Source organism: Paenibacillus sp. cl141a (genome assembly GCF_900109305.1).
GTDB classification, from domain to species: Bacteria; Bacillota; Bacilli; order Paenibacillales; family Paenibacillaceae; genus Paenibacillus_AQ; species Paenibacillus_AQ lautus_A.
In genome coordinates, this window is the sequence record NZ_FNZO01000013.1 from 165,862 (window position 1) to 183,300 (window position 17,439).

Here is a 17,439-nt window from a genome sequence, read left to right on the forward strand (position 1 = left end):
TCATCTCCTTAGTCCGTAATGGGGGCAAGCAGCGGGTAGGTTCCTTCCTCATCGTGAACTTCCGCGCCGGTTAGCGGCGGATTGAATACGCAGACCATCCGCATCTGCGAACGGGCTCTCAAATAATGCTTCTCGTGTCCGTCCAGCGCATACATCATGCCAGGGGTGATGGGATAGGTCTCGCCGCCGACAACCTCGATTTCTCCCTCCCCCTCGATGCAGTACACGGCCTCGACGTGGTTTTTGTACCAGATCAGCGTTTCCGTTCCGGCCTTGATCAGGGTGTCGTTAAGAGAGAAGCCCATGCCGTCTCTGGTCAGCAGTAGCCTTCTCGAATTCCATGTCGTTGTATCGATGTCGTCTTTCGTATCCACGATTTCTTCCAAATGTTTAACGATCATGACAACCTCTCCTCTTGCGCTAATTGTTTCATGCTGTTCTCAAAAATCCCCAATCCCTCTGCCAGCGTGTTCATTTCAATGGTCAGCGGCGGCATCAGCTTGGCCACTTCGCTATGCGGTCCTGACGTTTCCATAATCAGTCCTTGCTCAAAGGCGATTTCGGATAGCCTTCCTGCGTGCTCCGGCTTATCAAAGGCTACCCCCTGGATCATGCCCCTGCCGCGGATTTCGCCCTTAAGCCGGGGATAATCCCTCACGACGTCTTCAAGCGATTGGCGAATCCGATGTTCGCGAATGCCGATATCGAGCTGAAAATCCTCCGTCTTCCAATAACTCAGCGCTTCGGCAGCGGCAACGAATCCGAGATTGTTGCCCCGGAAGGTGCCGTTATGCTCTCCCGGCTCCCAGATGTCGATCTCCGGCTTGATCAGCGTGATGGCCATCGGCAAGCCGAAGCCGCCGATCGATTTCGAGAGGCACACGATGTCCGGCTCGATGTCCGCGTCATCGAAGCTGAAGAACGAACCGGTTCTGCCGCAGCCCATCTGGATATCGTCCAGAATGAGCAGCATCCCCTTATCCTTGCAGATGCGCGCCAGCTTCTGCAGCCATTGGCGGCTGGCGGCGTTCAATCCGCCTTCCCCCTGAACCGCCTCGACGATGACCGCTGCCGGCAGCGGAATGCCGCTTCCCGGATCATCCAGAAGCTTCTCCATATATGCCATCGTATCCACGTCGCTGCCAAAGTAACCGTCATACGGCATAAATACCGAGTGGCTCAGATCCACGCCGGCGCCCTGGCGCTTGAAGGCATTGCCGGTCACCGCCAGCGATCCCAGCGACATGCCGTGAAAGGCATTCGTAAAGCACAGAACGGTGCTGCGCCCCGTCACTTTTCTGGCGATTTTGAGCGCGGCCTCCACGGCATTGGTGCCGGTCGGTCCGGGAAACATCACCTTGTGATCCCACCCGCGCGGCTTCAGGATAATCTCCTGAAAGCGGGTCAGAAACGTTTCCTTCGCTCCCGTAGCCATGTCCAGGCTGTGCGTAACGCCGTCCTGCAGGATGTAGTCGACCAGCTTTTCGCGAATCCTCTCATTGTTGTGCCCGTAATTCAAGGCGCCGGCGCCGGCAAAAAAATCAATGTATTCATTGCCCTGCGTATCCCACAGCTTGGCATTCCGGGCTTTGTCAAAGACCGTCTGAAAGCTCCGGCAATAACTTCTCACTTCCGATTCCAGCTTGTTAAACACGGTAAGCTTCGGTTTCTCCATGACTTGGTTGTCCATAGTTCCCTCCATTTGTTTAAATGTCATTGAAAAAGGGGCCAATCACGAATAACGGCTCATCTTCATGTGTCGTACCATCCGGAAACATCTCTGCTCCATAACCCACCGTTACGGTGCTCGGAATGGATTTCTCCTCGGCATAACCGAGAAACAATCGGCGTGATGCCATATTGCTGGGCGATACCGTCGTTTCGATGAAACGGACGCCATGGCAGGCCTTCTGGTTCATGAGGCCGGTAAGCATTGCCTTCGCAATCCCCTGCCTACGGTGGGAGCTTGCAACCGCCACCTGCCATACAAAGAGCGTCTCCGGATTGCGCGGAGAACGGAAAGCGGAGATAAAACCGACGATGTCTCCTTCATGCTCCGCGATCATGCAGGTATCGTTGAAGTAATCCCCTAACAGCATGTAGCAATAAGGCGAGTTCAGATCAAGCGATCCGGTATCGCGTATGAGCTTCCACACCCGGGTGCCGTCACGCGCCTCCGGTCTTCGGTAAACCACTTCGGTTCCGGTATCCACAGCCATCTACATAAACACCTCTTTCCAGCACTAATTTCCGTTCGAGCGGAACCGCTGCAGAAAGCTCTGCAGCCGCTCGCTCTTCGGATGATCGAATATTTCCTCGGGTGTTCCTTGCTCAACGATTCTGCCGTCGGCTCCGAAGATGACCCGGTCCGCGATTTCCTTCGCAAAATCCATCTCGTGCGTAATCAGCATCATGGCCATTTCGCCTTCTTCGGCGATTTCCCGGATCACCTCCAGTACCTCGCCGACCAGCTCAGGATCCAGCGCCGAGGTTACCTCGTCAAACACCATCACCTTCGGCCGCATGACCAGCGCTCTGGCGATGGCGACCCGCTGCTTCTGGCCTCCCGACAGATTGGACGGGTGCATCTGCAGCTTATCGGCCAAACCGACCTTGCCCAGCATCGTGACGGCCCGCTCCTCCGCTTCTTCCTTGGACAATCCCAGCACCTTGCGCGGGGCTTCCGTCACGTTGCGAAGCACATTCATGTGCGGGAACAGATTGAAATGCTGGAAGACCATGCCGACGTTGCATCGCATCCGATGCAGATGCTTCTCGTTTGCCCGGACCAGCTTGCCCTTCTCCTCCATATGCCAGAGCAGCTCGCCATCAATCTCGATGGTTCCCTCGGTCGGTTCCTCCAGCGTCATCAGCATTCGGCCCATCGTCGTTTTGCCCGATCCGCTCGGTCCGATCACGGCCACCTTTTCTCCTGGCTTCATCTCCAGATCGATGCCCTTCAGCACCTGCAGGTCGCCAAACGACTTGGTCACGCCCGCATATTTTACGATCGGCTGAGAGCCCGTAACGGGATTTCTTTCCCGCTCCGGCTTCTTCGCCTCTTCAGCCTGCTCATCGATTACAACGGCATTCAATAGAGTCCCTCCTTATTTTCCACGCTGCAAATTCAAACGCTTCTCCAGCCTTTGCACCAGCAACGACGCAATATAACTGATGATCAGGAACAGAATCCCGACCAGCGTGTACGGTTCGAAAGCGCGAAATGATTGCGACACGATATTTTTGGCCGTCAGCATCATCTCAACCAGCGTAATGGCGCATAGAATCGGCGTTTCCTTAAACATGACAATCAAATAATTGCCCAGCACCGGAATGATCGGCGGCACCGCTTGCGGCAGTATAATGCTCCGCCAGGTCTGGGATTTCGTGTAGTTCAGTGCGGTTGCGGCTTCCCACTGTCCTTTCGGCACCCCTTCAATGCCGGAACGGTATACCTCCGACAGATACGTGCTGTAATGCAGCCCCAGGCCGATGACTCCCGCATAGAAGGCCGGAATCGAAATGCCCGTCAGCAGCGGCAAGCTGTAATACAGAAAGAACACCTGTACCAGCAAGGGGGTATTGCGAATAAATTCTATGATTCCTTTGGTGATGAGCGACAAGGGCTTAAATGTACTCCGCGCGGCAAAGGCAAGCAGCAGTCCGATAATCAATGCCACCACAAAAGCACAGAGCGTGACCCATACCGTCATTTTTAATGCACTCAGAAGCTGCGGCAGTATTTCAAACACATATTTCCAATCCCACATCCGCTACAGCCTCCCCGCGGTCAGTTTGCGCTCCAGCAGTCGAACCGCCATCGAGACGAGCGTGGCGATGACAAAATACATGAGGAGCAGAAGCACCAGAATCTCAGTCGTCCAGGAGATGTAATTGTTGCGGAGCACCATCGCCTGATACGTTAAATCCGCCATCGTGATGAAATAAACGAGCGAGGTGGATTTGATGAGTTCCACAAGCTGATTCCCGAACGGGGGAAGCATTCGCAGGGACGCTTGGGGCAGTATAACGTTCCACAGCCTCTGCCAAGGCTTCATGTTAAGCGCCACGGCAGCTTCCCACTGTCCTTTCGGAACGGCCAGCACCGCGCTGCGAACAATCTCGGAGCCGTACGCGCCGAAGTTAAGTCCGATCGCGAGAATCGCCGCCAGCATTTTCGGAAGCTCGATGCCGATGAACGGAAGGGCAAAATACAACCAGAAGAGCTGCACCAGCAAGGAGGTTCCCCGAAAGATTTCGACGTACACGGCCGTCGCCGTGCGGACGATCCACAGCTTCGACAGCCGGCACAATCCGGCTGCAAAGGACATCGCGATGGCCAGGATGGCTGAAAAGAACGCGACGATCATCGTGATCTCTGCTCCTTTGAGCAGCGTTGGAAGAAAATCGATCCAAGAATTCGGCATGCTATTCCCCGCAGAGCGCAGCGGCTGTCATCTCACCCGGGAGCTCTTCTTCCGTAAACCCGAACGCTTGCAAAATTTCCAGCAGCTCGCCCGACTCCTTCATCTTTTCAAGCTCTGCATTATAAGCCTCCTGGAACTCGGTATCCGCTTGGCGGAAAGCCGTAGCCCCGTAACCGCGAACGCTTTCGCCGTCGATGACCGGCTGCTCGAAATCATCCACGCGTTCGATGCTGTCGTCGCTGGCTGAATCCAGCATCGCCTGCAGGGACGGCCCCGTCATGGTAATCGCCTGCACCCGATCGGCCTGGAGGGCGCTGATCGCCGAAGCCTGGTCAGGGACCTGTACGATCCGGTCCGCAGGAATGCCCGACTTCTCCATGTAGCCGATTTCGACCGCGCCGGTCATGACGGCCACCTTGGCCTGCTCATTCTTGGCAATGTCCTCATAGCTTCCGAGTTCCATCGGATTCCCTTGCTTTACCGCAAGGGCTTCCCCGATGCTGTACTCCGGATTCGCGAACAGGACGGCAGAGCATCGGTCCGGATTTATGAACATGCCTGCCGTGATCAGATCAAACCGATCGGCCTGCAATCCGGCGACCAGCGAACCGAATTCCGTTAGCTCCCCTCTCATCTCCTTGATGCCAAGACGCTCCAGAATAACGCGGGCAATCTCAACCGCCTCGCCCGTGAGCTCCCCATTGGCTTCTTTGTAGGCATACGGCTTCTCGTTCGCAAACCCTACGGTGATATATCCCTGCTCGATGGCTCGATCCAGCGTACTTCCTTTGTCGCCGCAAGCCGCGAGCAATACCACCATCATCACGGACAACACCAGCACAACCACTTTCTTCAAAACCTTCCACAACCTTTCGTAATAGCTTTTCAATTTCTTAAAAAAAACGGCATGACGAATTTATCCGTGTTAGCACATGTGTTAACTTGGATATTTAGACATTCAGATACCTGTGCATGGGACGAGGCTTCAGGGAAGATGATTCATCGGCTTCCTTGCACGCTTTGCCCCCATGCCGTCTGATCGATTCAATTCGTTCCACATTTGCAGACGTTGCCCCTCCTCTGTAATTGAATGCAAAAAGACCACCAAACAGGGGATCTAGACATAGCTCCGCCAGCAGGGGGTCAAAAAATAGAGAAAAGGCCCCTATAGAGAATAAAGGGCCTTTTGTATGAACATCCATTATGTATGCAAGACCCATCCACTGCTGACGAGGTTAGCTGACGGACTCGGGTAAGATGGTACCCTACACTCGTGAATTCCAAGTGACTCGCCCCTGGTGAAACTGGTTCCCCCGCTTTCCGGAATATGTATGCCGGAAACTAAGCGTGTGTTCATGATAAAGGGAAGCACAGGAAAAGTCAAACCCCTTTAACCGCTTTTTCTGGAAATTCAGAAGTAAAAATACCGTTTTTTCAACGAGGATATCGAGCCTTTTGAACACCTTGTTTAAGGCTGTCCATACACCGGATTGGTCATGGAATCCATGCTCCATTTTCCGCTATATAGCAGGCATTTGACGGGTCATGCGGAAATCGTTCATGCCATATATGTTTTATGTCATGAAAGAGCCCCGGATTAGGCAGTCTGCCCGTATGAAATACGGGACCGAAAAAAAATTTTGAAACACTCCATAAATAAGTCTGATAACAACGCCTGGAATGACTTGAAAAAAAGCCTCGATGCTTAGCATCAGGGCTTTTCTCATCATACTGCGGTATAGCCGCCATCCACCAGCAGGCTCGTGCCCGTAATGAAGGAGGCATCTTCACTGGCAAGGAACAACACCGCTTTGGCCACTTCTTCCGGCTGTCCCAAACGGCCCATCGGATGAAGGCCGACCAGGTGCTGCGTGATCGCTTCCGTTCTTCCCTTGATCAGCGGCGTATCGATATATCCCGGACACACGGCATTGATTCGGATTCCTTTGGAGGCATAGTCTGCGCTGAGCGACTGGGTTAACAGCTTGACGCCTCCCTTAGCCGAAGCATAGGCGGTTACCCCTGCTTTTCCGACATGGCTATGGATCGAGCCGCAGTTTACGATTGCCCCTCCGGTTCCTTGGGACAGCATTTGCTGAATAACATACTTATCGCACAGGAAGACCCCTGTCAGATTAATATCAATCGTTCTCTGCCAGTTATCCATCGTTAACTGATCGGCAGGAGCATCATGGGCAATGCCTGCATTGGCGAACAATACATCGACACGGCCAAAATGCTGCACCGTCTGATCCACCATTTTTGCGACTTCCTGCTCTTGGGTTACATCCGTTTTGACGAACAGCGCTTCGAAGCCGACTCCTCTCAATTCGTCGGAAACCGCTTGGCCCTGGTCGGAATAATCCGCGATAACGACCTTGGCTCCCTCTTTTGCAAAAAGTCTGACTGCCGCTTCGCCAATCCCGCTGGCGCCCCCCGTCACAATGACAACCTTGGAATCAAATTTCATGCGTTGATCACTCCTATGTTGTAAATTCATCAACCGGCTATCCATTCATGTAGAATGGGCAAATACCGACCATGATATTCCAATCCCCCGTTTCCTACTGAATGACCAGCAACCTATCGACGAAAAAGAATGTTCGCTAAAAATAGTCGCTAAGCAATAACCCTATTCAAGCTCAAGCCCTATCAGACCGGCCGCTCCATCGTAAACATCTCTCCCAGGGTCGAATAGATATTTCCTGCCATGCGGCTCACAGGTTTCAACTTCGATGCGTCGATCCGGCCATGCTCGTAGAGCTCCTCGGACACGTGAAATCGGACGACGCGGGCAATCAATAGATCAGCGGCAGGCAGCTGATCCGCGCCATCCAACGTGACGACCTGCTCCAGCACGCATTCCATGCGGATCTTGGATTCCAGAACGCCGGGAACCTTAACAACGTCACTAACGACCGGGGTTAAACGGGTTCGGTCAAGCTCACTTTCGTCCGGAGGCAGGTTCGCCGCCGTTTCGTTCACGGCTGCAACGGTATCTTCGTCCACGATGTGGATGACAAGTTCGCCGCTCTGCATGGCATTTCTCGCCGTATCCTTGGGTGCACCGTTCTTTCGCTGAACGGAAACCGACAGCAAAGGGGGATTGCTCGACACAATGGAAAAGTAACTGAACGGCGCCGCATTCAGCACGCCATCCGCCGATAATGTCGTTACGAAAGCGACCGGACGCGGAACGACGCTTCCGATCAACAGCTTGTATGTGTCCCGTTCGCTTTGGGTATTCGGGTCAATGGATATCACTTGAGTTGCCCCTCTCCTGTATTTTTGATTAGTATAGGCTCCAACCCCTGCTCGATTCGGGCACGCTCCGGTTCGAACCAGGCAGGAAGCTTTAATTGTTCCCCCAGCGAGTTCAGGTCTTCGTCCACCGTAAATCCGGGCGGATCGGTTGCGATCTCAAACAGGATCCCACCACGTTCCCTGAAATATAACGCTTTGAAATAGTTCCGGTTCCTGATATCCGTAGGGTGAAATCCCTGCTCCTTCACCCATTCATGCCATTTGCCGTGCTCCTCATCATCTTGAGCCCGCCATGCGATATGATGGGTCGTTCCGGCACCTCCGGCTCCCAAAGGGATATCCCGCATCGGCAGATCAATCACGTTGCCGAAGAGGCCCGCAGCTTGAAACCGGGCATAATTGACGTCCTCCCCAATATAGGTCAGTCCCATGACATTCTCCAGCGCCTTCTTCGTCTCCTCCCATTTGCTGCTGAACAGAACCGCGCCGCCGAATCCCTTAATCGCTGTAGCCGGTGTTATATCGTCCACGGACCAGCCGTTATTCGGACCGTCTTCCCGCTCCACCAACTCTAGCGAAAGTCCGTCCCGATCGGAGAATTGAAGATATTGTTCGTTAAACCGGAAAGCCTTCATGACGGGAACGCCAAAGCTCCGCAGCCGCTGTTCCCAATAAGGCAGGGCCCCTACAGGAACGGCAAAGGTCGTATATCCTGCCTGTCCTCCTCCACGCAGCCCTCTTCGCGAAGCAGAGGAAGGGAAGAAAGTGATGATCGTTCCGGGTTGTCCTCCCTCATCCCCGAAATACAGATGATATACCTCGGGCGCATCGTAATTCACGGTTTTCTTTACCATTCTGAGTCCCAGCACGCCTGTATAAAAATCAACGTTCTTCTGCGGATCTTGCGCATAAGCGGTAATATGATGAATGCCTGCCGTATGTAATGTCATATCCCATCTCTCCCTCACCATTCGTGTCGAAACCCGTTATTTCCGTTCATAATCCGTTTTGCATGATGGATGAGCCATAAATCATAAATAATCTTTAATTTTAATATCTTTAATTTAAGATTATAGGATTTTCTTATCATTGTCAAGCTCCTGTGCACCCCAAATATATAAAAAGCCGCCCAAGAACGATTCCTCGCTCTTGGGCGGCTTTATTATGCGGCTAAAGGCCGCCTCCCTATCCCACGCTTAGGCTTTTTGCCATTTCTCCTTAAAGAACAGCTGGTACACTCTGGTTACGATAATTTTAATGATCATATAGATCGGTACGATCAGCAGTATTCCGATAATGCCGCCAAGATCCTGCCCCACCAGTACCAGGATAATGATGGTAATGGGATGGATCGCCAGCTGTTTGCCGAAAATATACGGACCTATCAGGTTATCCTGAATCTGCTGGGCCGCCAGAATGACGACAAGAGACCAGATCGCGGTTCCCGGGGACTGAATAAAGCCGATAATCACGATCGGGATCGAGGACAGAATGGCGCCGATAAACGGTATGAAATTCGCGATGACCGCCACGACCGTCAACAGCAGCGCATAAGGCAGGCCGATAATCAGGAATCCGATATACATCAGAACCCCCAGCGCCAAATTGACGAGAACCCGGCCTACGATAAAGCCTTTGAGTGCATTGTTGATTTCATCCAGCACCGAGGCTCCCTCGCCCTTGAATCGGTCAGGCAAAAAGCTGACCACCATCTTCCCGAATTTCCCGCCCTCCTTCAGCATGTAATACAGGAGAATCGGAAACGTAAACAATACGATGGCAAAATTCGACACGAACGAGAACAGATTCATAATATAATTCGTCAGGAACGTGAAGCCTTGATTCAAATAATCGGTGAGCTGTGTAAGCGGGTTGGCGTTCTCCGGAAAAATGTCCTGGAAAAAGCCGTTATTCTCCAATTCCTGAAGCTGCTCGCCAAGCTTGGCAAACAAGGCTGGAGCGTTCTGTACGAGAGCCACGATCTGATCGCGCAGTGATGGCCATACCCCCAGGATAAAGCCGGTAAGGATGCCCGCGAACACGACATACAGGAGCAGGATGGCCAGCGAGCGATTTAGCTTGCGTTTTTCGAGGAGATCAACCAGCGGTCTGAGCAGGTAATAGAAGAATCCTGACAGCATCAACGGCACGAGGATGATGGAGAAGAACGAAAGTACGGGTCTGAATATAAAATCCACCAGCGATCCCAAATAAATGATGGTCAGCACCAGGATCACGGCAAGACACAATTTGAAAAACTTGTTCATTTTCAGCAAAAAGCATGCCCCTTCTCCTATTTTTTCACCATCGTATCATGACAACGAGTACGGTTTCAAATGGCCCCTTCTATATTCGTTGCGAGAGGCCTAATTCTAGCCGCCAACGTTTTACGACCTTTCGGTTTCACTCCATGCCGCCGATCTATACTTCTTCTAACGCCTCACGTATAATATGAAGGATTGCTAGGGCAAGGCTATAGTGTAGGAGGATATCATAAACATGCATGTTACATCCATCATTCTTGGTCTCATCATCGTTCTGAATATCGTGTTCTCCATGTTCGTGGTTTTCAGGGAACGGCGGGATGCCGGCTCCACCTGGGCATGGCTGCTGGTACTGTCCTTTATCCCAATTCTGGGCTTTGTGCTGTACTTGCTGTTCGCCCAGAATTTAAGAAGAATCCGTCTCTTTCATTGGGACGATCTGCAGAAAACCGGCATCGAGAAAGTATTGCTGTCCCAAATGGAAGGGATGAACAACGGCGAATACCCGTTTACCAATCAAGCGGCGGCGGACAGCAGCGATTTGATCCATATGCATATCAATGAGAATCAGGCGATCCTTACGGACGACAACCATGTTGAAATTTTTACGGATGGACGCAGGAAGTTTGAAAGGTTGTTTCAGGATATCGAGGAAGCCAAAGACTATATACATATTCAGTACTACATTATCCGTCGCGACGAGCTTGGCAAGAAGCTAATCTCCCTGTTGACCCAAAAGGCTAATGAAGGCGTGAAGGTCCGGGTTCTATACGATGAGCTGGGCTCGCGTCAACTAACCAAAGGCTTCTTCAAGGCATTCCGCGAAGCCGGTGGAGAAGCCGAGGCCTTCTTCCCGTCCAAGCTGCGCTTCATTAACCTGCGGCTGAATTACCGGAATCACCGAAAGCTGGCGATCATCGACGGCAATATCGGGTATGTCGGCGGTTTCAACGTCGGGGACGAATACCTGGGCCTCAACTCCAGGTTCGGGTACTGGCGGGACACCCATCTGCGCATCCAAGGCGAGGCCGTTTATGCGATGCAGGTTCGCTTCATTCTGGACTGGAATCAGGCTTCCCATCATAACGATATCACTTACGAATCGAATCTGTTTCCCAAGATCAATTCGCCCGGCAATGTCGGGATTCAGATTGTCACCAGCGGTCCGGATTCCCGATATGAACACATCAAGAACGGTTATATCAAAATGATTTCGTCCGCCAAGAAATCGATTCATATTCAGACCCCTTATTTTATCCCGGACGCCAGCCTCCTGGATGCGCTGCGCATTGCGGCGCTTTCCGGCGTCGAGGTGCATCTGATGATTCCGGATAAACCGGACCATCCCTTCGTGTATTGGGCTACCTTATCTTATATCGGGGAAATGCTGGGCACCGGGGCTAATGTGTATCTCTACAATAATGGCTTTATTCATGCCAAGACGATCATCATCGATGAGAAGATTTCATCCGTGGGCACGGCGAATATCGACGTTCGAAGCTTCAAGCTGAATTTCGAAGTGAACGCATTCCTGTACGATGAACAGTTATCGAAACAGTTGACCCACATCTTCCACCAGGATCTGCGGGTATCCAGCCAGCTTACGATGAAGCAGTATCTGGAGCGTTCACGATGGATCAAGTTCAAGGAGTCCATCTCCCGCCTGCTGTCGCCTATTCTATAGGACAACCCCGAGACGCTGCCGTATCATTTAGCAATCCAGAAGAAATGCGAGGGCCAGAGACCGTTTATACTAAAACCAAGGAAAACGAATCCATCATATTGAAACCTGGGAAGGATGTTGAACGTGGCTAAACTGACACCGTATATTTTCTCTGAGGATGCAAAATCGCAGGCTGAATTTTATACCCAAGCACTGGGAGGGGAAATCTTATCCGTGCAAACCCATGGCGAGGTTCCCGGAACCAAGGAAGAATTGAAGGACAAGGTCATGCATCTGAGTCTGGTAGCCGGAGGAATCCCGATCTTTATGTCGGACTCGATCTTCCAAACCCTGGAGCGTGGGAACGGGATTCATCTGAGCCTGTCGTTTGAGAGCGATGCCGAAGCCCATAAAGCTTTTGACCGCTTGGCCGAGGGCGGCAAGGTGATTGATGCGCTGAAGACTCAATTCTGGGGAGCCCTGTTCGGGTTGCTGGAAGACAAGTTCGGCGTATTATGGCAGGTCACGACGGAAGTTCAAGCCAAGTAATCTTAGAAAAGGCCCTTCAAGTTTGGCTTGAAGGGCCTTTTTTGCGTTCAGTCCTTATTCTCTAATCGATCGCTGACCTCGTATAGGCGCAGGGATAGTTCATCCCCCCTTCGGCATTGCCTAAAACATCTCCGTATCGACTACGCAGATTGTTCCAGCACTCGTGTATTACTTTCTCAAGAGCCTTTCCTTTATCGGTCGCGTAGATCAGCGACATCCTTCCTTCCACCCGATTGTATACCAGCCCTTTAACGGCCAGCTTCTCAACCAGTCGGGTTACGGTGGATGGCTGGAGGTGAAGAATTTCGCCTAATTCCTTCTGCGAGATCCCTTCCTTCTCATATACAGCCATAAGCAGATATGCATACGTAGGCGACAATCCGCTTGCGGCAAACTCGTCTTCGGCCATCTTGGTAATGACCCGGCTGAGACGACTGGCTGTAAAGTAAAGGCATTCCTTGATATACGTATTGAGCATAACGGTTACCTCTTTCGCTGAAGTTCATCTTGTTAGTTTATTGTTTGCACATACAAATATAATGGATTTTCAAATAAAAGTAAAGCGGCAGTTCCCCCCATCTCATGGAGTCATCTGCCGCTTCATTCTATTAGAATATGTCGTTCAGGTTGCGATCCTGCTTAGGATAACGCTGCTTTATTCAACTTGGCTCTGATCCATGTACATGACTTCCCATAGATGTCCGTCCGGATCCTGGAAGCTCCATCCGTACATAAAACCGTGATCCACCGGGTCGTTGGAAGGCGATCCTCCAGCAGCCAGCGCAGCGTTCACGATGTCATCCACCTGCTCCCGGCTTTCTGCCGATAGCGCCAGAATCACTTCCGTTGTGTTGGCCGCATTCGACAGATCTTTCTTGGTGAACGTCTTGAAATAATCCTCGGTGAGCAGCATGGCAAAGATGTTATCGCCTATGACCAGGCAGGCCGCATTCTTATCCGTAAACTGCTCATTAAACTCAAAACCGATTTTCGAGAAAAAGTCTTTCGTTTTCTCCAGATCCTTAACCGGAAGATTCACAAAAATATTATCGATTTTCAATGCCATCTACGATCACCTCATCCATTTGATAGATTCATCTTAGCATGTGCAGCCGTATGGCATTTCTTTTCGCTTGCTATGTTCAAGCCATTATTCGTCCAATTCCGTGAGAAACACATCCGTCAAAATGGCCTCCGCTCTCTTACACGGTCATATTAGTTCGATAACGCCGCTGCCCGCAGCAATCTCATAATCGTTACTACCGTTTGAGCTTTGGTCACATGAGATTGCGGATCCAGCTTGGTAGCGGATACCCCCAGCATAATCTTTTGTTCCACGACGAAGGCAACAGACGACTTCGCATAGGACGAAACCCTGGAGTGATCTTTAAATTTGTTTAACAGGCCTCGGCCGGCTTCATTCTTCTTACCGGCTAACTCCAGCACATTGCTTAGAATAACCGCCAATTCCTCGCGCGTAATCAAGCTGTTGGGATCAAAGATATCGCCTGTGCGTCCCTTCACCAGTCCTGCAGCTTTGGCAGCCGCGATTTCTCTGGCATATCGGGATTTCGGATCCACATCCTTGAAGCTGGAATCCTTGTCGTCAGGCAATAGACCCAGCGCTTTCACCAGGATGGAGATGATCTCGGCACGAGTAATGTGTTTATTCGCACCGAACGATCCGTTATTTTCTCCGGATACGATCATTTTGGCGGCAGCTTGCGCCACGTCTTCCCTTGCCCAGGAAGGAATTGCGTCACTAAATCGGATATCCTGCTGTACCAGCGCATAAACGCCGCTGCCGGTTTTCTTGATTTCCACGGTCACCGTGCCGTCCGCATTCACTTTAAACAATGTCGGAACGGATCGAAGCTCGTTTGTACCCGGTATATAGACCACTCCGGTCGCACGTTTTATATTGATCTTTTTCGCATCCAAGGTAACGAACTCGCTGACATGGGATTTCCCGAAGCGTGTCAGCTCGGTTGCCGTTTTATCCGCATGTACTTGCTCAAGCTTGAACTGCAGCGGACTCGCCAGTGTTTCTTTCCCTTGAAGCAAGGCGGCCAGGCTTGCTGCGTCCTTATCGTCTGGAGCCACAATTGAAACTCTCACCGGCCCGGAAACCGAGATCAGCGAAGCCGGAATCCGGTATTCCGTACCGTTTAGGAAAACGGACAGACTGGCTTTGGCCCCTTTTTTCGCAATGACCGCAATCACTTCTTGCGGAATTTCCAGCACCGCCTGCTTCGCGCCCGGACCCGCATGGAGCTGGAAGTTGGAGGATTCCGATTGGTTAATGCTGTTAACTGCCGCAGCCGCAGGCACGGTAACTAGAGCCTTATCTCCTTCAAGCACAACGTTGGCTTCGAGTTGATCCTTGCCTTTAGGCGGCTGTGGCGTCAATGGCGTTGTAGAACCGGATCCGCCGGAGCCTCCTCCGCCTTCAGAGCCACCGGAGCCATTGCCCGAAGTCGTGATGCTCAGCTGATTCGAAGCGCTGGAGACGCGTTTGATCTCATCTCCCGTTCGATCCACGGCAAGCACATGGATCTTGTAATTCGTTAGGGGGCTGAGGCCCTTCACGGTATAACCGTTCGTTGCCACCGAGCCGGACAACGCATGATTCACGTACACTTCATATCCCGTTGCTCCCGTCACAGCATCCCATTTCAACTGGATGGAGCCGGAATCGGCGCTTACCTTGGACAGATTCCCTGGAGCCGGAAGTGCCGATGCATTGACTTTGCCGTTGATCGGCAGATCGTGAACGAGTTGGGTCGTCAGCGTCTTATTGCGGTCGCCGCTGATATCCCAGCTCATGACGCCTGCGATATCCAACGATTTCACGATGGAAGCCGTATACTTCATGGTGTCCTTATCGTTGTAAGTGATGAACACTTTATTCTGCTCATTGTACAGGTATGGAACTTTGGCGGATTCGTTCCAGTATCGCTTATAACCGTTCTTGTCGATGTAGTTATTCTCGAGATCGCTGAAATCGAAAACGCCCGCTTCCCATGTCTTTAAGGCGGATCCGCCTTTGCAAGTCTGATATTGGCCGGTAGGCGGGCAATCATCCCAGCCTTTACCGTAATATGGCACCCCGGCGATCAGCTTATGCGTCGGCACCCCGCCGTTCAGATGGCCCAACAAACCGCCGAGCACATGATTTCTCGGAGCGGAGGAAGCGGCTCTTGGATGATTTTGGTCAAAGAACAGCGGTGCATTATGGTGACCCAACGTCTCCCAGCTGCCGCTGTAATCGTAAGTCATGATATTGATGAAATCGAGATAGGTCACGGCATTCGCAAGATCGGCATTTTTAACGAAATTATCGCCCTGCCCGGAAGCAATCGTCAGCAGATAGTACTTCCCATCTTCTGAACCGGCAGCATCCAGCGCCTCGCGAACGGTCTTCATTAACGATGTGAAGTTTTCCGTATCCTCCGGTCCCCGGGCGTTGTCGTCTTCCCCGCCTTCAACAGGATACTCCCAATCGATATCCAAACCATCGAATTTGTATTCTCGGAGGAAATCCACCGCGGAATTCGCAAAGGCCCGGCGTGTTTCTTCGGTCTTGGCCATGTTGGAGAAATGATTGGACCAGGACCAGCCGCCAACCGATATCATAAGCTTCAAATGCGGATTAGCGGCTTTGACGGATTCGAAGGCTTGGAAATTTTCGAAATCCTTTTCGGGATCGCCGAGTATCATCTCGCCATCATACACGTATCGATTTTGCAGCGGAACCTTCGGGTCTTCACATGCTCTTACCGTGCTTCCGAACTTCTTCCAACACAAATCAGCAAACGCGTAATTGATATGCGTGATTTGAGAAACGTCCAGATCGGACGGATAGAAATTCCGTTCGGCCGGTAGAGCCGACCAAGAGGTGTAGTAGGTAATATTATTATAATTGCTGCCTGGTACTACAGTAATCGCTTGACTGATCGGCGATGTCCATAAACGGTTTACAGCTATGATCTGGAACGAATACGTCTTACCTTCCTGCAATCCGGCAGCCACAAACCGGTTCTCGCTGCTTGTCGCCACCTTATTTCCGTCCTGATAAATATGATAGCCCGTTGCTCCCGGAACCGGAGCCCATCCCAAGGAGACGGTAGACCTTGTAGCTGTAACAGCCTGCAGCCCCTTTGGTGCAGCGAGCTCTCCCCATTTTACATGTACAGCGTTACTCTTCACCGAAGTTTCCGGGTTCTGTCCCTGCAATGCTTTTTGAGCAGTAACTTCAAAGATATAATCGCGATTGGCTGTTGGGTCCAGAGAGTACGTGACCGACGTCACCGTTTCCAACGTATCGACTTTATGGCCGTCCACATACAGCTCGTATCCGGTAGCTCCTGAGCTTGCTCCCCAATTTAATGTCACCGATTTCTCGGAAACGTCCGTTACCTTCAGGTAACTTGGAGGTGAAATTGGAGCTTGTTCATATACGGTTTGATCCGCGGTGGTCGTGAATTCAAGAATATTGCTCTTCATATCCTTTGAGGGCCTGTGGTCATACCAGGTAATATATATGCGGTAGGTTGTCTCGGGCTTAAGCCCTGTAACGGCATGCGTGGTTAAATTTCCCCACGTGATATAAGCATCCGTATCTGCATTCCAGACATCGATATCGTTCTTGTCTCCCTTGAGAAAATCCCATTCAAAGGTAGCCTGGTTATGCGTTACCTCCACTAATCGCAGATTCTGGGGAGCGGACGTTTTTGGAGGCTTAACCTCGCCATCCAGCGTAGTAAACTCGATTACATTACTCTTATGGCGTTGGTCCGGACCTTGAGACGGTCTCTCATACCATGTAATGTACAATTTATAGGTTGTGTTGGGTTTCAAATCATCCAGGGTCCGGCTTCCGCCGTTCCCCCATGTATACCATGCATCATCCACGGCGTTCCAGACATCAATATCAAACGTATGCTGTGGATTACTCTCGTCGTAATCCCATAGTATCGTTGCTTCGGTGGCCGAGATGGAGTCTTGCACAATTCGCAGATTCTGCGGTGCTAGCGGATCCTGGGAGCCATAGGTCGAGCTTGTTACCGTCACCGGATCGATGCCGGAGCTCGTTGCGGTAATTTCTGAAGGAGATGCGCCTTCTGCTGCAAAGGATGCAGGCGCATGAAGCAGTGGTGTAAACATCAGAATAAGGGCCAGAAAACACAGTACCCATTTCGGGCGTCTTTTCGTGATAAAGGGTATCACCGTATTCACCTCTGTCGATTAAATTTCGATTGCAAATGATACA

The 17,439-nt window shown here is 51.6% G+C and carries 16 protein-coding genes and 1 riboswitch; of the genes, 2 read left to right on the forward strand and 14 right to left on the reverse strand.

Annotation, left to right across the window (positions count from 1 at the left end; genetic code table 11):
* Positions 1 to 8: 8 nt before the first annotated feature.
* The 11 genes from BMX45_RS26910 to BMX45_RS26960 form a co-directional block, all read right to left on the reverse strand.
* Positions 9 to 401, reverse strand: a complete 393-nt coding sequence (locus BMX45_RS26910) for an ectoine synthase (RefSeq protein WP_090913354.1) — start codon at positions 399 to 401, stop codon at positions 9 to 11.
* A complete protein-coding gene (gene ectB, locus BMX45_RS26915) occupies positions 398 to 1,690 on the reverse strand; it encodes a diaminobutyrate--2-oxoglutarate transaminase (RefSeq protein ID WP_090913356.1) in 1,293 nt (430 codons plus the stop codon). Before ectB ends, BMX45_RS26910 begins: the two co-directional genes overlap by 4 nt.
* A 16-nt stretch (positions 1,691 to 1,706) precedes the next feature.
* Positions 1,707 to 2,219 carry a diaminobutyrate acetyltransferase gene (gene ectA, locus BMX45_RS26920; protein WP_090913358.1) on the reverse strand — a complete coding sequence of 171 codons (513 nt, stop codon included), beginning with the start codon at positions 2,217 to 2,219 and terminating at the stop codon, positions 1,707 to 1,709.
* A gap of 24 nt (positions 2,220 to 2,243) precedes the next feature.
* A complete protein-coding gene (gene ehuA / locus BMX45_RS26925) occupies positions 2,244 to 3,095 on the reverse strand; it encodes an ectoine/hydroxyectoine ABC transporter ATP-binding protein EhuA (protein ID WP_090913361.1) in 852 nt (283 codons plus the stop codon).
* A gap of 12 nt (positions 3,096 to 3,107) precedes the next feature.
* The gene (gene ehuD, locus BMX45_RS26930; protein WP_090913364.1) at positions 3,108 to 3,770 is read right to left on the reverse strand and encodes an ectoine/hydroxyectoine ABC transporter permease subunit EhuD; all 663 of its coding nucleotides are present in this window, start codon (positions 3,768 to 3,770) and stop codon (positions 3,108 to 3,110) included.
* Between the two features lie 3 nt (positions 3,771 to 3,773).
* On the reverse strand, positions 3,774 to 4,427 hold the full coding sequence (gene ehuC / locus BMX45_RS26935) for an ectoine/hydroxyectoine ABC transporter permease subunit EhuC (RefSeq protein ID WP_090913366.1): 654 nt from the start codon (positions 4,425 to 4,427) through the stop codon (positions 3,774 to 3,776).
* A 1-nt stretch (position 4,428) separates the two neighbouring features.
* Positions 4,429 to 5,250, reverse strand: coding sequence for an ectoine/hydroxyectoine ABC transporter substrate-binding protein EhuB (ehuB, locus tag BMX45_RS26940; protein ID WP_254778295.1), 822 nt, complete (start codon positions 5,248 to 5,250; stop codon positions 4,429 to 4,431).
* Positions 5,251 to 5,638: 388 nt separating this feature from the next.
* A riboswitch (cyclic di-AMP (ydaO/yuaA leader) is annotated at positions 5,639 to 5,785 on the reverse strand.
* A 368-nt stretch (positions 5,786 to 6,153) separates the two neighbouring features.
* Positions 6,154 to 6,897, reverse strand: a complete 744-nt coding sequence (locus BMX45_RS26945) for an SDR family NAD(P)-dependent oxidoreductase (RefSeq protein WP_090913369.1) — start codon at positions 6,895 to 6,897, stop codon at positions 6,154 to 6,156.
* Between the two features lie 182 nt (positions 6,898 to 7,079).
* Positions 7,080 to 7,691 (reverse strand): flavin reductase family protein, encoded by a 612-nt coding sequence (locus BMX45_RS26950; RefSeq protein ID WP_090913371.1) that lies wholly within the window; start codon positions 7,689 to 7,691, stop codon positions 7,080 to 7,082.
* A complete protein-coding gene (locus BMX45_RS26955) occupies positions 7,688 to 8,641 on the reverse strand; it encodes a ring-cleaving dioxygenase (RefSeq protein ID WP_090913373.1) in 954 nt (317 codons plus the stop codon). Before BMX45_RS26955 ends, BMX45_RS26950 begins: the two co-directional genes overlap by 4 nt.
* 246 nt (positions 8,642 to 8,887) lie before the next feature.
* On the reverse strand, positions 8,888 to 9,967 hold the full coding sequence (locus BMX45_RS26960) for an AI-2E family transporter (RefSeq protein WP_009589554.1): 1,080 nt from the start codon (positions 9,965 to 9,967) through the stop codon (positions 8,888 to 8,890).
* A gap of 223 nt (positions 9,968 to 10,190) precedes the next feature.
* Between BMX45_RS26960 and cls the strand changes: the two genes are divergently transcribed.
* Complete coding sequence (gene cls / locus BMX45_RS26965) at positions 10,191 to 11,639, forward strand: cardiolipin synthase (protein ID WP_090913375.1); 1,449 nt, start codon at positions 10,191 to 10,193, stop codon at positions 11,637 to 11,639.
* A gap of 123 nt (positions 11,640 to 11,762) precedes the next feature.
* Entirely contained in the window at positions 11,763 to 12,167 is a 405-nt protein-coding gene (locus tag BMX45_RS26970; protein ID WP_090913377.1) for a VOC family protein, read from the forward strand.
* A gap of 61 nt (positions 12,168 to 12,228) precedes the next feature.
* Here BMX45_RS26970 and BMX45_RS26975 read toward each other — a convergent pair whose 3' ends face one another.
* The 3 genes from BMX45_RS26975 to BMX45_RS26985 form a co-directional block, all read right to left on the reverse strand.
* Positions 12,229 to 12,645, reverse strand: a complete 417-nt coding sequence (locus BMX45_RS26975) for a MarR family winged helix-turn-helix transcriptional regulator (RefSeq protein ID WP_254778287.1) — start codon at positions 12,643 to 12,645, stop codon at positions 12,229 to 12,231.
* 177 nt (positions 12,646 to 12,822) lie between these two features.
* The gene (locus tag BMX45_RS26980) at positions 12,823 to 13,233 is read right to left on the reverse strand and encodes a VOC family protein (RefSeq protein ID WP_090913380.1); all 411 of its coding nucleotides are present in this window, start codon (positions 13,231 to 13,233) and stop codon (positions 12,823 to 12,825) included.
* Between the two features lie 149 nt (positions 13,234 to 13,382).
* Complete coding sequence (locus BMX45_RS26985; RefSeq protein ID WP_254778289.1) at positions 13,383 to 17,333, reverse strand: glycosyl hydrolase family 18 protein; 3,951 nt, start codon at positions 17,331 to 17,333, stop codon at positions 13,383 to 13,385.
* Positions 17,334 to 17,439 lie beyond the last annotated feature (106 nt).

Coding starts and splice junctions, on each gene's coding strand:
- BMX45_RS26910 (WP_090913354.1), bottom strand. CDS start 401: ATGATCGTTAAACATTTGGAAGAAATCGTGGATACGAAAGACGACATC.
- ectB (WP_090913356.1), bottom strand. CDS start 1,690: ATGGACAACCAAGTCATGGAGAAACCGAAGCTTACCGTGTTTAACAAG.
- ectA (WP_090913358.1), bottom strand. CDS start 2,219: ATGGCTGTGGATACCGGAACCGAAGTGGTTTACCGAAGACCGGAGGCG.
- ehuD (WP_090913364.1), bottom strand. CDS start 3,770: ATGTGGGATTGGAAATATGTGTTTGAAATACTGCCGCAGCTTCTGAGT.
- ehuC (WP_090913366.1), bottom strand. CDS start 4,427: ATGCCGAATTCTTGGATCGATTTTCTTCCAACGCTGCTCAAAGGAGCA.
- ehuB (WP_254778295.1), bottom strand. CDS start 5,250: ATGATGGTGGTATTGCTCGCGGCTTGCGGCGACAAAGGAAGTACGCTG.
- BMX45_RS26945 (WP_090913369.1), bottom strand. CDS start 6,897: ATGAAATTTGATTCCAAGGTTGTCATTGTGACGGGGGGCGCCAGCGGG.
- BMX45_RS26955 (WP_090913373.1), bottom strand. CDS start 8,641: ATGACATTACATACGGCAGGCATTCATCATATTACCGCTTATGCGCAA.
- cls (WP_090913375.1), top strand. CDS start 10,191: ATGCATGTTACATCCATCATTCTTGGTCTCATCATCGTTCTGAATATC.
- BMX45_RS26975 (WP_254778287.1), bottom strand. CDS start 12,645: ATGCTCAATACGTATATCAAGGAATGCCTTTACTTTACAGCCAGTCGT.
- BMX45_RS26980 (WP_090913380.1), bottom strand. CDS start 13,233: ATGGCATTGAAAATCGATAATATTTTTGTGAATCTTCCGGTTAAGGAT.
- BMX45_RS26985 (WP_254778289.1), bottom strand. CDS start 17,333: ATGTTTACACCACTGCTTCATGCGCCTGCATCCTTTGCAGCAGAAGGC.